This is a genomic window from Jiella mangrovi (assembly GCF_017815135.1).
Lineage (GTDB): Bacteria > Pseudomonadota > Alphaproteobacteria > Rhizobiales > Rhizobiaceae > Jiella > Jiella mangrovi.
The window spans coordinates 1-14,635 of the sequence record NZ_JAGJCF010000006.1 but is presented as its reverse complement, the minus strand read 5'-3'; the positions used below and the strand labels follow the sequence as shown (position 1 = coordinate 14,635).

The 14,635-nt window shown below is 64.5% G+C and carries 9 protein-coding genes; 8 read left to right on the top strand and 1 reads right to left on the bottom strand.

The features are described from left to right. Positions 1 to 10 precede the first annotated feature (10 nt). From J6595_RS10650 to J6595_RS10615, 8 genes are all read left to right on the top strand, one after another. Positions 11 to 1,033 (top strand): phosphotransferase family protein, encoded by a 1,023-nt coding sequence (locus J6595_RS10650; RefSeq protein WP_209594543.1) that lies wholly within the window; start codon positions 11 to 13, stop codon positions 1,031 to 1,033. A 164-nt stretch (positions 1,034 to 1,197) separates the two neighbouring features. Further along, entirely contained in the window at positions 1,198 to 2,730 is a 1,533-nt protein-coding gene (locus tag J6595_RS10645; protein WP_209594542.1) for an acyl-CoA carboxylase subunit beta, read from the top strand. 409 nt (positions 2,731 to 3,139) lie between these two features. Further along, a complete protein-coding gene (locus tag J6595_RS10640) occupies positions 3,140 to 5,188 on the top strand; it encodes an acetyl-CoA carboxylase biotin carboxylase subunit (protein WP_209594541.1) in 2,049 nt (682 codons plus the stop codon). Next, positions 5,185 to 7,332: a methylmalonyl-CoA mutase gene (gene scpA, locus J6595_RS10635; RefSeq protein ID WP_209594540.1), complete on the top strand. Its 2,148-nt coding sequence runs from the start codon at positions 5,185 to 5,187 to the stop codon at positions 7,330 to 7,332. Before J6595_RS10640 ends, scpA begins: the two co-directional genes overlap by 4 nt. A 732-nt stretch (positions 7,333 to 8,064) precedes the next feature. Then, positions 8,065 to 9,687, top strand: coding sequence for a glycosyltransferase family 4 protein (locus J6595_RS10630; RefSeq protein WP_209594539.1), 1,623 nt, complete (start codon positions 8,065 to 8,067; stop codon positions 9,685 to 9,687). Then, positions 9,680 to 10,420, top strand: coding sequence for a glycosyltransferase family 2 protein (locus J6595_RS10625; RefSeq protein ID WP_209594538.1), 741 nt, complete (start codon positions 9,680 to 9,682; stop codon positions 10,418 to 10,420). Before J6595_RS10630 ends, J6595_RS10625 begins: the two co-directional genes overlap by 8 nt. Further along, positions 10,417 to 11,340 carry an NAD-dependent epimerase/dehydratase family protein gene (locus J6595_RS10620; protein ID WP_209594537.1) on the top strand — a complete coding sequence of 308 codons (924 nt, stop codon included), beginning with the start codon at positions 10,417 to 10,419 and terminating at the stop codon, positions 11,338 to 11,340. The genes J6595_RS10625 and J6595_RS10620 overlap by 4 nt, the downstream gene beginning before the upstream one ends. Positions 11,341 to 11,621: 281 nt before the next feature. Continuing rightward, on the top strand, positions 11,622 to 13,712 hold the full coding sequence (locus J6595_RS10615; protein ID WP_209594536.1) for a hypothetical protein: 2,091 nt from the start codon (positions 11,622 to 11,624) through the stop codon (positions 13,710 to 13,712). 60 nt (positions 13,713 to 13,772) lie between these two features. Here J6595_RS10615 and J6595_RS10610 read toward each other — a convergent pair whose 3' ends face one another. Then, complete coding sequence (locus J6595_RS10610) at positions 13,773 to 14,516, bottom strand: phosphoadenylyl-sulfate reductase (RefSeq protein WP_209594535.1); 744 nt, start codon at positions 14,514 to 14,516, stop codon at positions 13,773 to 13,775. Positions 14,517 to 14,635 lie beyond the last annotated feature (119 nt).

The following is a 14,635-nucleotide window of genomic DNA, read 5'->3' as shown; positions in this document are numbered from 1 at the left end:
AGGAGGCAGGATGGACATCGCGGTATCAGGCACGCTGGAATTCGACCCCGAGCGGCTCGCCGGTTTCGTCGCCGATCGCCTCGGCGTCGGCGGCCCGATGCGCCTCGAACGCATCGGCGGCGGCCAGTCCAATCCGACCTTCTTCCTCGATGCGGGCGAGCGGCGGATGGTGCTGCGCAAGCAGCCCCCCGGCGACATCCTCAAGGGCGCCCATGCCGTCGATCGGGAATACACGGTGATGGAGGCCCTGTCACAGACCGACGTCCCGGTGCCGGAGATGATCCTCTTTCACGGCGAGCCGGACGTCGTCGGCACGCCCTTCTATCTCATGGAACGGCTGGAAGGCCGGGTCTTCCACGACGCCGCGATGGCGGGCCTGACGCCGCAAGACCGCCGCGCCGCCTATCTGGCAATGGCCGACACGCTCGCCGCCCTTCACGCCGTCGATCCGGATGCGGTCGGGCTTGGCGACTACGGACGCAAGACCGGCTATTTCAAGCGCCAGCTCGCGCGCTGGTCGAGGCAGTGGCGGCAATCGCCGACCAGCGACATTCCCGAACTCGACGAACTCGCCGCCTATCTCGAAGCCAACCTGCCGCCCGACGACGGGCGCGTTGCGATCGCCCATGGCGATTTTCGCGTCGGCAATCTGATGTATCATCGAAGCGAACCGAAGGTCGTCGCCGTCCTCGACTGGGAGCTTTCGACCCTCGGCCATCCGCTGGCCGATCTCGGCTTCTGCTGCATGGCCTGGCGGACGACACCTCAGGAATATGGCGGCATCCGCGGCCTCGATCATGCAGCGCTCGGCATTCCCTCGAAGGACGAATTCGTCGCGCGCTATTTCGAAAAGGCCGGGGATACGCCTCCACTCATGGCTTTTCACGAGGCCTTCGCGCTGTTTCGCTTCGCCGTCATCTTCGTCGGCATCGCCGATCGCGCGCGGGCCGGCAACGCATCCGGCGAGGAGGCGGCAACACTGGCGCCGCTCGCCAGGGGTTTTGCCCTGCGCGGCCTCGAAATCGTATCATAAGCCGGCTGAATGCCCGGGCCCGGCACCGTTGACGGCGAGGGACGACGATGCCGGATCGAAAAAACCACCGCCCTGCCCATTTCCCTAAAAGACATCATGCCGAATGACGCGGCGATCGGGACGACCGATCCTCCGCAAACATCCGCTCTGAAGGTTCGTATCCGATGCTCGACATCATCCAGCAACTGGAAAACCGCCGCGAAGAGGCCCGGCTCGGCGGCGGCGAAAAGCGCATCGCCGCCCAGCATGCCAAGGGCAAGCTGACCGCGAGAGAGCGGCTCGACGTTCTTCTCGATCCAAGCTCCTTCGAGGAATACGACACCTTCAAGACCCATCGCTCGACCGACTTCGGCATGGAGGCCCAGCAGATCCCCGGCGACGGCGTCGTCACCGGCTGGGGCACGATCGCCGGCCGGCCGGCCTATGTCTTCTCCCAGGACTTCACCGTCTTCGGCGGCTCCCTGTCGGAGACCCATGCGGAGAAGATCTGCAAGGTCATGGATCTCGCCGTCCAGAACGGCGTCCCGATCATCGGGCTCAACGATTCCGGCGGCGCGCGCATCCAGGAGGGCGTCGCTTCGCTCGGCGGCTATGCCGAGGTGTTCTGGCGCAACGTCCAGGCCTCCGGCGTCATCCCGCAGATCTCCGTCGTCATGGGCCCCTGCGCCGGCGGCGCGGTCTATTCCCCGGCGATGACCGATTTCGTCTACATGGTCCGCGACACCTCCTACATGTTCGTCACCGGCCCGGACGTCGTGAAGACCGTCACCGGCGAGGTAGTGACGGCGGAGGAGCTCGGCGGCGCGGGCACCCATTCCAAGAAGAGCTCGGTTGCCGACGGCGCCTTCGAGAACGACGTCGAGGCGCTGGCCGAAATGCGGCGGCTGTTTTCCTTCCTGCCCTTGTCGAGCCGGGAAAAGCCGCCGGTCTACGAGACGACGGACAATCCGGCGCGCAGCGAAATGTCGCTCGACACGCTCGTCCCCGACAACGCCAACAAGCCCTACGACATGGGCGAACTGATCGAGAAGATCGCCGACGAGGGCGACGTCTTCGAGATCCAGAAGGACTTCGCGCCGAACATCATCACCGCCTTCGTGCGCCTGAACGGCTCGACGGTCGGCGTCGTCGCCAACCAGCCGATGGTGCTGGCCGGCTGCCTCGACATCGATTCCGCGCGCAAGGCCGCCCGCTTCGTGCGCTTCTGCGACGCCTTCAACATCCCGATCCTCACCCTCGTCGACGTGCCGGGCTTCCTGCCGGGCGTCTCACAGGAACTCGGCGGCATCATCAAGCACGGGGCGAAGCTGCTCTTCGCCTATGCCGAGGCGACGGTGCCCAAGGTCACCGTCATCACGCGCAAGGCCTATGGCGGCGCCTATGACGTGATGGCCTCCAAACACATCCGCGCCGACGTGAACTATGCCTGGCCGAGCGCCCAGATCGCCGTCATGGGCGCGAAGGGCGCCTCCGAGATCATCCACCGCAAGGATGCCGGCGACGCCGAGAAGCTCGCCGCGCATACGAAGAAATATGAAGACCGCTTCGCCAACCCCTTCATCGCCGCCCAGCGCGGCTTCGTCGACGAGGTCATCATACCCCATTCGACAAGGCGGCGGGTGATCCGGGCCTTCGAGATGCTGAAGACGAAGGAGGTCACGGCGCCGTTCCGCAAGCATGGCAACATCCCGCTTTGAGGCGGAGCGATGCCGACGGTGTTGGTGGAGGTGCTGGACGTTCGTGCTGTTCAGCCTCGATCACTTGAGGAATGAGGCGTAAAGCGCCAAAACTTCGTCATTCTCGGGCCCCGTCCCGAGAATCCAGAGATCGTAGGGTACCGACTGATGCAGCCGCGAGCAGCGTTCGTGGCCAATGTTGCGGCACCCGCCCCTGGATTCTCGGGACGGGGCCCGAGAATGACGACGCTTCGGATGTCGGCTCGCCTGCCATAGGCGTAGCGCCGACCTCAGCCGGCGGAAGGGCAGCCGACCGGATTGGCCGCCGCCTCGGGCCGGTGCAGGCAGGGTCCCGGAGCGGGCTGCAGGCGGATAAGAAGAAGCATGCGGAGGCATTGGCCGGCCCGCGCGCAAGGGAGAGAGACGGCACTTGTTCAAGAAAATCCTCATCGCCAATCGCGGCGAGATCGCCTGCCGGGTCATCAGGACGGCGAAGAAGATGGGCATCGCCACCGTCGCCGTCTATTCCGATGCCGACAGGGACGCGGTTCATGTGAGACAAGCCGACGAGGCCGTGCATATCGGCCCGCCCCAGGCGAACCAGTCCTATCTCCTTGGCGAGAAGATCATCGAGGCCTGCAAGGCGACCGGCGCCGAGGCGGTGCATCCGGGCTATGGCTTCCTCTCCGAAAACGCCGCCTTCTGCGAAAAGCTCGAAGCCGCCGGCATCACCTTCATCGGCCCGAAGCCCAGGGCGATCAAGGCGATGGGTGACAAGATCACCTCGAAGAAGCTCGCCGCAGAGGCCGGTGTCTCCACCGTGCCGGGCTTCATGGGGCTGATCGATTCCGCCGAGCATGCCGCCCAGATCGCCGGCGAGATCGGCTATCCGGTGATGATCAAGGCGTCGGCCGGCGGCGGCGGCAAGGGCATGCGCATCGCCTGGAACGACGAAGAGGCGCGCGACGGCTTCGACCGGTCGCGCTCGGAGGCGAAGAGCTCCTTCGGCGACGACCGGATCTTCATCGAGAAATTCGTCGAACAGCCGCGCCATATCGAGATCCAGGTGCTGGCGGATTCGTTCGGCAACTGCGTCTATCTGAACGAGCGCGAATGCTCGATCCAGCGGCGCAATCAGAAGGTCGTGGAAGAAGCGCCCTCCTCCTTCCTCGATCCTGAGACCCGCAAGGCCATGGGCGAACAGTCGGTGGCGCTCGCCAAAGCCGTCGATTACGAGAGCGCCGGCACGGTCGAGTTCATCGTCGACAAGAACCGGAACTTCTACTTCCTAGAGATGAATACGCGGCTCCAGGTCGAGCATCCGGTGACCGAGCTGATCACCGGCGTCGATCTCGTCGAACAGATGATCCGCGTGGCGAATGGCGAAAAGCTGCCTTTCACCCAGGACGACGTCAAAATCGACGGCTGGGCGATCGAAAGCCGCGTCTATGCCGAGGATCCGTATCGAGGCTTCCTGCCGTCGATCGGCCGGTTGAAGCGTTACGGCCCGCCCGCCGAAGGGCCGCTCGACGGCTCGCCCGCCGCGGGAGAAGGTCCTGCCGGCCGCGCCATCGGTGGCGGCGCGCCGATCATCCGCAACGACACCGGCGTCCGCGAGGGATCGGAAATCTCGATGTTCTACGATCCGATGATCGCCAAGCTCTGCACCTGGGGCGAGACGCGCGAGGCGGCGACCGAGGCGATGGGCAAGGCGCTGGACGGCTTCGTCATCGACGGCATCGGCCATAACGTGCCCTTCGTCGCGGCGATCATGCAGCATCCGCGCTGGCGCTCCGGCGAGATCTCGACGGGCTTCATCGCCGAGGAATATCCGGACGGCTTTGCCGGCGCCGAGCCGGATGCGCCGATGCGGGCAAGGCTGGCGGCCGTCGCCGTCGCGCTTGCGGCAAGCAGTGAGCGGCGTCTCGCCGGTACCGCACCGAGCCTTGGCGAAAAGCTCGGGCTCTCCGTCCCCGGCAACCGCCGCATCGTCTTCATCGGCGAGGATCGCTTCACCGTCGATCCAAGCGAGGCTTCGGTGACCGTCGACGGCAGTGATCTCGGGCCGCTCACCTGCCGCTGGCAGCGCGGCGATCTCGCCGCCAGGGCACTTTTCGGCGACGACGAACTCCATATCCGCGTCGATCCGATCACCGACGGGTTCCGTCTGCGCCTCAGGGGCATCGAGATCGACGCCAGGGTCTATCCGCCGCATCTGGCAAAGCTTGCCGACAAGATGCCGGTGAAGGAAGCGCCGGATACCTCCAACCTGCTGCTCTGCCCGATGCCGGGCGTCGTCGTCTGGCTCGCCGTGGCCGAAGGCGACAAGGTGGAGGCCGGCCAGACGCTCGCCGTCATCGAGGCGATGAAGATGGAAAACGTCCTCAAGGCTGAGCATAAGGCGGTGGTGAAGTCCATTCCGGTGAAGGCGGGCGACAGCCTCGCCGTCGACGCGGTCATCATGGAGTTCGAACAATGAGCGAGGCCTATCCGCGCGACTGGCTCGATCTGGCGACCAAGGAGCTGAGGGGTCGCGACGTCGAGGAGCTCACCTGGCAGACTGCCGAGGGCATCGCCATCAAACCGCTCTATACGGCTGCGGACGTGCCCGAAGAAGCCGCGGGCGCCCTGCCCGGCGTCGCGCCCTTCACCCGGGGCCCGCGCGCGACGATGTATGCCGGCCAGCCCTGGACGATCCGCCAATATGCCGGCTTCTCGACGGCCGAGGAATCCAACGCCTTCTACCGCAAGAACCTCGCCGCCGGGCAGAAGGGCCTCTCCGTCGCCTTCGATCTCGCCACCCATCGCGGCTATGATTCCGATCATCCCCGCGTTTCCGGCGATGTCGGCAAGGCGGGTGTCGCCATCGACAGCGTCGAGGACATGAAGATCCTCTTCGACGGCATCCCGCTCGACAAGATGAGCGTGTCGATGACCATGAACGGCGCGATCATCCCGGTGCTCGCCATGTTCATCGTCGCGGCCGAGGAACAGGGCGTCGACAAGGCGAAACTGACGGGAACCGTTCAGAACGACATTCTGAAGGAGTTCATGGTCCGCAACACCTATATCTATCCGCCCGAACCCTCGATGCGGATCGTCGCCGACATCATCGGTTACACGGCGTCGGAGATGCTGAAGTTCAACTCGATCTCCATCTCCGGCTATCACATGCAGGAGGCAGGCGCGACGCTCGCCCAGGAGCTCGCCTATACGCTCGCCGACGGCATGGAATATGTGCGCGCGGCGATGGCGAAGGGGCTCGACGTCGATCAGTTCGCCGGCCGGCTCTCCTTCTTCTTCTGCATCGGCATGAACTTCTTCATGGAAGCCGCCAAGCTTCGGGCCGCGCGGCAGATGTGGGCGAAGATCATGGAGGATTTCGGCGCCACCTCCGACCGCTCGAAGATGCTGCGCACCCACTGCCAGACCTCGGGCGTCTCGCTCACCGAGCAGGATCCGATGAACAACGTCGTGCGCACCGCATATGAGGCGATGTCGGCGGTTCTCGGCGGCACCCAGTCGCTCCACACCAATGCCTTCGACGAGGCGATGGCGCTGCCGAGCGAGACCTCGGCGCGCATCGCCCGCAACACCCAGCTGATCCTCGCGCTGGAGACCGGCGTCACCAATGTCGTCGATCCCCTCGGCGGCTCCTATTATGTGGAAGCCTTGACGAAGGAGCTTGCCGACAAGGCCTGGGCGCTGATCGAGGAGGTCGAGGCCGCCGGCGGCATGACGAGGGCCGTGGCCGACGGTCTGCCGAAACGGCGGATCGAGGAGGCGGCGGCGCTCAGGCAGGCGCGGATCGACAAGGGCGAGGACGTCGTCGTCGGCGTCAATCGCTTCCGGCTGGAGGAAGAGGCCCCGGTCGAGATCCTGAAGATCGATACCGCGGCGGTGCGCAAATCGCAGATCGCACGGCTGGAGGAGGTCCGCCGCACCCGCAGCAAGGACGCGTTCGAAAGCGCCATCGCTGCCCTTCGCCAATGCGCCGGCGGCAAGGACGGCAATCTTCTCGCAGCCGCCGTCGATGCGGCGCGGGCCCGCGCCACGCTCGGCGAGATCTCACAGGCGATGGAGGAGGGCTTCGGCGGCCGCCACGAGCCGTCGACATCGCTGATCTCCGGCGTCTTCGCCGGCGCCCACCAGGGCGACCCGGAATTTGCCACCATCCAGCAGCGCATCGCCGATTACGCCGACGACAGGGGCCGGAAGCCCTCGATCCTCGTCGCCAAGCTCGGCCAGGACGGCCACGACCGGGGCTCCAAGGTGATCGCCACCGCCTTTGCCGATCTCGGCTTCGACGTCCATCTCGGGCCGTTGTTCGAGACGCCGGGGGACGTCGCCAGTCTCGCCATCGAAAAGAAGGTCGATCTCGTCGGCGTTTCCTCCCACGCGGCCGGTCACATGACGCTGGTGCCCGAGCTGATCGACATCCTCGCCGAAAAGCAGCGATCGGACATCCACGTCATCTGTGGCGGCGTCATTCCGTCGGAAGATTATCAGGCGCTCTACGACGCTGGCGTCGCGGAGATCTTCGGGCCCGGCACCAATGTCCTCCAGGCCGCGATGGCGGTTCTGGGCGTCCTCGAAGGGCGAAGGCGCAATACCGGATCGTAGTGGACGGGCGAAGGCATCCGCCTTATCTCCGGCAGCCGGCCGATGACTGCGTCGGAATGCGCGCTGGCGCGATCTTGATTATCATGGAGCATTCGAATTTGACGTGCGAACCGGTGACCCTCGCAGACGGCCACCGACCGACGAATTCGATGTTCGGCAACCGGAGGAAAGCCACGGCCTTTGCCGCTTGCCAAGCCCCCGCTTTGACCGAAAGAGCTTTTTCCGACCGTCCGGACAGACTCGGAACGGCGAACCGCAACAAACACTCTGGCCCCGCCTGTTCGAGCCTTCGCGAGAAGAGCGCCAGTCTTAGACGCCCATCCGTTGCGAAGCCTTGGACTTTCGTTCATGAAGGAGCCGAGCGTCGTAGGTTCGCCGCCGGGATGGTGGATACTTGCCCAATCCGTATGGAGGCGTATTTAAATGGTTGACCCAGAGCGGGACAATGAAATCGACCGCTTGGTCGAAGCATACTTTGATCGTGATTTCTATCTTCACGTCAATAAAGACGTCGCAAACGCTGGCGTAGATCCGCTCCAACACTACCTGCAATACGGTTGGCGAGAGGGCCGAAGCCCGGCCCCCTGGTTCGACTCGAAGCAATACTCTCGCCGGTTTCCAGGTTTGGCCGAAAAGGGCAGCGACCCCTTCAGGCACTTCGTTGCCAGCGGAGAGGCGAAGGAAGCGCGCGCGAAATACGCGAAGGCAGGCCTGCCGCGAACAGGCGGAGTGATGAACCGGGTGGTGAACTCGCGCATCAAATTCCGCGATGAAGTCGACTACTATGTCCTTCAACATCCGGGCAAGGAAGAGATCCGCGTCAGCGAGCCGTTTTTCGACGCCGATTATTATCTGGCTTCAAATCCGGATGTCGCCGAGACCCTTGTCGATCCGCTCGTTCATTTCCTGACGGTCGGCTGGGTCGAAGGGCGAAATCCGTCTCTCGATTTCGATGTCCGGTACTATCTCGAAAACAATCAGGACGTGCGCGAACAAAGGCTGCATCCCTTCCTGCACTACTGCCGCAGCGGGCGGCTGGAAAGCTGGCGGAGCGTTGCGACGGTCGCGGAAGCTGCGATTGCCAGGGCTTTCGCCAAGAACGACAAGCTTATGCAGAGCGTCGCGGAGGCCAAGGCCCTGGACCCGATGGTCGCGCTCCCGGACATCCCGCGCAAGGTCAACATACCCCCTGCGATCCATCGGCAGGTTGCGGATGCGGCAGAGCAGCTCCGCGAGATGTTTGCCGGCCGCAGCTTCGAGCATGTCGTTCTGGTTCCGCACATCCGCATGTCCGGCTCGGCACGCGTGGCGACGGTCTTGGCACGAGCGCTTGCCGGGCTGGTCGACAGCAAAACGGTGGCCGTCGTCAGCACCGACACGTCGGACGACGAGTATCGCCACTGGCTGCCCGATGGCTGCGAATTTCATGACATTTCGCAGATCGTCCAGTCGGCTCCCGAGTCCCATCGGCCGAACCTGCTGTTCGATTTCCTGAGGGGTGTCGAAGCGCGGACGGTCTACAACGTCAATAGCGGCCTCGTCTGGCGGACCAGCAAGATCTACGGCCGGCAGATCAAGCAGGAATTCCGGGTGATGACCTATCTCTTCACCTGGGACGAAAGCGTGAGCGGCGCGCGGGTCGGCTACCCGATCCAGTGGCTCCGCGATACCTGCGACTATCACGACGTCATCCTGACCGACAACGAAGCGCTTTCGACCGACGTCCGCCAGCGCTTCGGTTATGGGCAGGATGACGGCTGCGAGGTGGTGACGCTGTACACCCCGGCGGAAAAGGCCGCGCCGGCGCAATTGCGCCGGGAGGCGGGAAGCGACACGCCGATCTTCCTCTGGGCCGGCCGCTTCGACCGGCAGAAGCGGGTCGATATCCTGATCGAGATCGCCAAACGCCGACCGGACGCCATCTTCCACGTCTACGGCAAGCCCGTCCTCGATGCAGGCAGCTGGGACGAGTCGAAATTTCCACCCAACTGCGTCCTCAAGGGAACCTTCCAGAGCTTCGAGGACGTCTTGCAGAGCGAGACCTTCGCAGGCTTCGTCTATACGGCGCAGTGGGACGGTATCCCGACCATTCTGCTGGATGCCGCCGCGAGCGGCCTTCCCATCATCGCGCCGGACGTCGGCGGCGTCGGCGAACTGATCGACGGGCAGACCGGCTATCTGATTTCAAACTTCGACGATATCGATGCGTATGAAGACGCCATGAACCGCGTCATCCAGGATCCGTCCGAAGCGATCGCACGGGCCGAGCGGCTGCGTGAGCGCCTCGCGCGGGACTTCTCCGACGCCCGATATATGGAAACCCTGAAACGCGTGGTGCTGAACGATCATGCATGACATCACCTGCGTCATCACCGGACATCACGAGCGCCGGATCGCCATCCCCTCGCTGCGCTCCTTCCAGATCGCGATCGAGGAGGCGCAGAAAGCCGGGCTGACGGTCCAGGCCCTCTATCTTCTCGACAATCCCGACGATCTGACGCAATCGCTCTTCGAGCGGTATGCGGTCGCCGGCGGCCAGTTGAAGCTCGTCGACTTCGCGGATCAGGGGCTGGTCCGCAACGCGGCGACAGAGGATGCCACGGGTCGCTACATCGCCTTTCTCGATGGCGACGACCTGTGGTCGCGGACCTGGCTCGTGGAGGCGGTCGCCTTCCTGAAGGAACAGAAGCGCCGGACCATCGCCCATCCGGCCTATAACTACTTTTTCGAGAACCAGGCGTCGATCTTCTGTCATGTCGATCAGGAGGCGCCCGAGTTCCGGCTCGATATGCTGAGGCTCGTCAATTACTGGGACGCCCTGTCGGTCTGCGAGACGGAGATTCACCGGGAGTTTCCGTTCGGCATGAGAGATATCGAAGGCGGCTTTGCCTACGAAGACTGGGCCTGGAACTGCGAAACGCTCGCCGCCGGGATCGTCCACAAGGTCGTGCCCGACACCATTCTCTTCAAACGCCGCCAGGCCATGTCGCAGACTATTCGCGCCTCGGCCAACAAGTCGATGATCCGCCGAACGGCGATGTCCTCCTATTCGAGCCCGATCTTCGCGCCACCCAAAGCGACGCCATGATCCTCGTCGTCGGTGGTACGGGGTTCATCGGCCGGCATTTCCTGCAAAGCCTCGCGGGCTCGCAGCGTCTTGCCGTGACAGCCTCCAGAAACCCGGATCGGGCCTTCCTGGCCGAGCATGCCGCATCGATCGAAGCCGTGACCATGAGCGAGCTTTACCGGCAGCCCGATCGGCTGGCCGAGTTTTCCGCGGTGGTCTGGCTCGCCGGCGGCAACGGGCCGGCGCAAAATGTCGGCGAGCCGTGGCGGGAAATGTCGCAGACCGTCGAGCCCGTCGTTGAATTCGCCCACCGCGCCTTGCGGGTCAGGCCCGACATGCATTTCGTCTACCTGTCGTCCGGCGGCACCGTCTACGGCAGCGTATGCGGCAGGCTGGCGACGGAGGACATGCCCTTGCGGCCGATTTCCTCCTATGGCTTCGGCAAGGTGGTCGCCGAAGCCGCGCTCTTCAGCATCGCCGCCAGCCACGGCCTGAAGCTCACCGTGCTGCGCCCCTCCAATCCGATCGGTGCCTGGCAGGTGGGAAAGCAGCAAGGGGTCGTTCGCTCGATACTGAATGCCATGAAGACGGACGCGCCGTTCACGATCTTCGGCGATGGCGAGAACCTTAGAGACTATTTCGACGCGCGCGATCTCGCGGCCGCGATCGTGCGGACGCTCGACATGCCGGATCAGGCGGCTGGGCGGATCTTCAATGTGGGAAGCGGCCAAGCGCGCAGCGTCAACGACATCGTGTCCCTTGTCGAGACCGTGACGGGGCAGACGCTCAACGTGGTCCGGCTTCCCGGTCGGTCAGTCGACGTCAAGGAGATCGTCCTCGATACGAGCCGTATCCGCGCCGAACTCGGCTGGGCGGCGAAGATCCCCCTGAAACAGTCGGTCGAGGACATGGTGGCCGGCTCGAGCGTGATCGCCGACTGATCCCGGCAGGCCCCGGAGGCATGTGAAGGGCGCGGGGCCGTGATCGCCATGGCCGTGGCATCGGCATCGGCATGGATGACGCGACGCACAGGTCGTGACGGCCGGGGCTCGCCCGCAGACCGAGCGAAGGCCGCGCACGCGGCAGGACCTTGCCGTATGCAAACGCGCGATCCCCGCCGAACCTGTCCCAAATCCGCCATCATGGCTTGGACATTTACGCTAGGATGTGAGCGTTTCAGATGGCGTTTTCGGTCATCTTCACGCCAAAGCGAGAAAAGCCCATGGTCAGCAGGCGTGCCTTCATCGCCCGGAGTATCACTCTCGCCGGTGCGGCGACCGTCGTCGATCTCGAGGCGAGTTTCGCGGCGCAGGGCTCTCGCAAGGCCCTGTCTGGCCAATCGGATCTGCAGGTCGCGGAAGCTGCGCCATCGACGGGCGCCGACAGCGCCGATCTTCCGGCGGTTCTCACCCGCTCGATCATGGACTTCGGAGCGCGGTTCGACAGCGCGACGGACGATACCGACGCCTGGCGAAATGCCGCCAACTGGATCGCGGAGACCGCCGCGGACCGCCTGTATCCCGTATTGATGCTGCCACCGGGCGGGACGGTGGTCTCGGGGGAGATCGATTTCAGCGCGGTGAAGGCCGGGTTTCAGATCCACGGCAGCGGAACCCACAACACGCTGATATTGCCGACGAAAATGGGCCGGGGGAAGAAGCTCTTCAACCTGTCCTGCGGGTCGAAATATGCGAGGATCAAGTATATTGACCTCGTCGGCTTCCAGATCCTTGGCAATGACGACATCGAGGACCCGATCGGCGTCTACGCGCCCTGGGTTTCGACGGTGCAGTGGGACCTCAAATTCGTCGGGCTGAACAACCTCAACGTCCGCATCGAGGAAATCGACAATTCCGATCTCTCGCTGGTGATCGCCGGGGCCGGCCACCAGGCCCTGACGAGGCGGTTTGACAGGCCTGTCTACGCCGAGACGGACGGAACCAGCCTCAACGCCCTCGACGATGCGGGCAATGCCCTGCGCGGTGCCTTCACGAATATGGAAGGGACAGCAGTTTGGGTGACCGACGGCGACAATTCGGACGCCGCCCGCGGTACCTGGGCCAAGCGCTTCATCGTCGATGTCGATTCCAGCGGCTCCCGCTGTACGGTCGACGTTCCGTATGGGCGGAAGATCGTCTTCAAGGACGAAAAGAAGATCTCGTTCGGGCCGCTGCTCGGTTCGATCGACAAGGGGGGAACGGTGCTGCGCGCGAGCCACGCCGTTCTGGAGAAGGCCGATGTCGGGCGCGAGATCGCGATCGAGGGCGCGGGCAGCCGGAGCGGCGTTCATGTCTGCACGATCAGGTCCGTCGATGGAAAGAACATCGGCATCGCCCCGGCGGCGGAAAGCGCGATCAGCGCCAAGCAGGTGTGGACCGCTCCAGCGGTTCTCATCATGCACAACGCCGCCAACTTCAAGCGCGGCGACCAGACCAACGACGTGCGGTTCCCGGTGTATCGAAACGAATCCTATGACGGCCCCGGCATCATCGTCGGGCGGGCCACCGGGGTTCGCGTTCTCGACGGCAAGATCCATGGCCGGCACGAAACGCAGGACAATTTCGCCGCCTCGCTGGCCCAGGAGGTGCTGTCCAACGTGTCGTCCTACACCTCCAGCATCATCCGCGAGAAAGGCTATACCGGCGGCCATCCCGACTTTGAACGCAATGACGCGAATGTGCTGGTGACCGGCGGCGTGGTCAGCGCGGCTTTCTACGGCGAATACGCGCCGATGCCCGACAATCAGCCGCTCTACGAGCTGAGCGCCAGGAACCGGCGCAGTTCGATCATCTGGTCGCCGGCGCGCATCATGCGCTCGCGGCGCTACCCCTATGGTCGAACGAGCGACAATCTCGGCGGGGAGTGCGTGCGGGGCATGTTCGGATGCAATAGCGCGCGCTTTTCCGAGGAGGTCTGCGGCACCCCGCAGATCGTCTCTCAGGCTTTCGGCATCGATCAGCAGATCCTGATTCCCAAGGGGCAGAGCCGTTTCTACAAGCCCGTGGCGCGCGGCGGGTTCCTGGCGATCTTCGCCGCCAACGAGGGCTCGGCCTTCCAGTACTGCTGGCTTGGCCCGGTCATGCTGGGTGGCAACGGCAAGCCCGGCATCGTCGGGCAGCCGATCTTCCAGAGCCAGGACCAGCGCCTCGATGTCGGGCGGTTTGGCAAGCTCGACAGATCCGCCGTCGGGGAACGCCATGGCGCGGCCGGGAAGCTCTCCGTTCGCCTGACGCCCGACGGCTGGATCGCGCTGATCAACCGAACGCCGCGGGCGATCACCCTCAATCTGAGCTTCGGTGCCGGCGGCGCCTGAAGAGGCTCGGATCCCGATCGGAACGGCAGTCCCGGGGACACGACCGGGCTAAAGCCCTGATCACCCCACCGCGCGGGCGATTTTTCCGTCGACGATATGGATGCCGCATTCGGTCTTGTCGGTGCCGGCCCAGCGTCCGGCGCGCGCGTCTTCGCCGGGTTTGACCGCCCGCGTACAGGGCAGGCAGCCGACGGAAAGGTAGCCCGCCGATTTCAGCGGATGTTCGGGCAGATCGTTTTCGCGGAAATAGGCCGCGATGTCGCCGGCCGACCAGTCGATCAGCGGGTTGAGCTTCAGCCGGCGCTCCTCGCCCTCGAACAGCTGCATGTCGGCCCGCGTTCGCGCCTGATGCCGCTTGCGGCCGGTGATCCAGCAGTCGAGCGGTCTGAGCGCCGACAGCATCGGCAGGGTCTTGCGAACATGGCAGCATAGATCGGCATTGCGGGCGTGCAGGTCGCCGTCGGGATCGTCCGCCTCGAGCTGCGCCGGACGCGGCGTGACGATCTGGACGTTGCAAAGGCCGAGACGCTCGATCAGCTGGTCGCGATAGGCGAGCGTCTCGGCAAAATGCTTCCAGGTGTCGAGAAACACCACCGGAACATAGGGGTCGATCCGCGAGACCATGTGCAGGAGGATCGCGGCCTCCGTCCCGAAGGACGACACAAGGCCGATCCGGCCGACGAAGAGCTCCGTCAGCGCCGCCTTCAGAACGACCGACGCATCGGCCCCCTCAAAGCGCAGCGACAGAGCCTGCGCCCTGCGCTGCAGTTCCGTCCGGGAGGTCGTTTCGACTGGCAGAACCATCAATCACCACTCTCGCCCCCCCGGAAATGATCTCCCGATCGCTCAGGAGGACGGCGTCCAGACGGACACGCAGGGGATCTTCGTCGTGTCGCAGCGAGCCGCATAGCGCTCGGCGATCT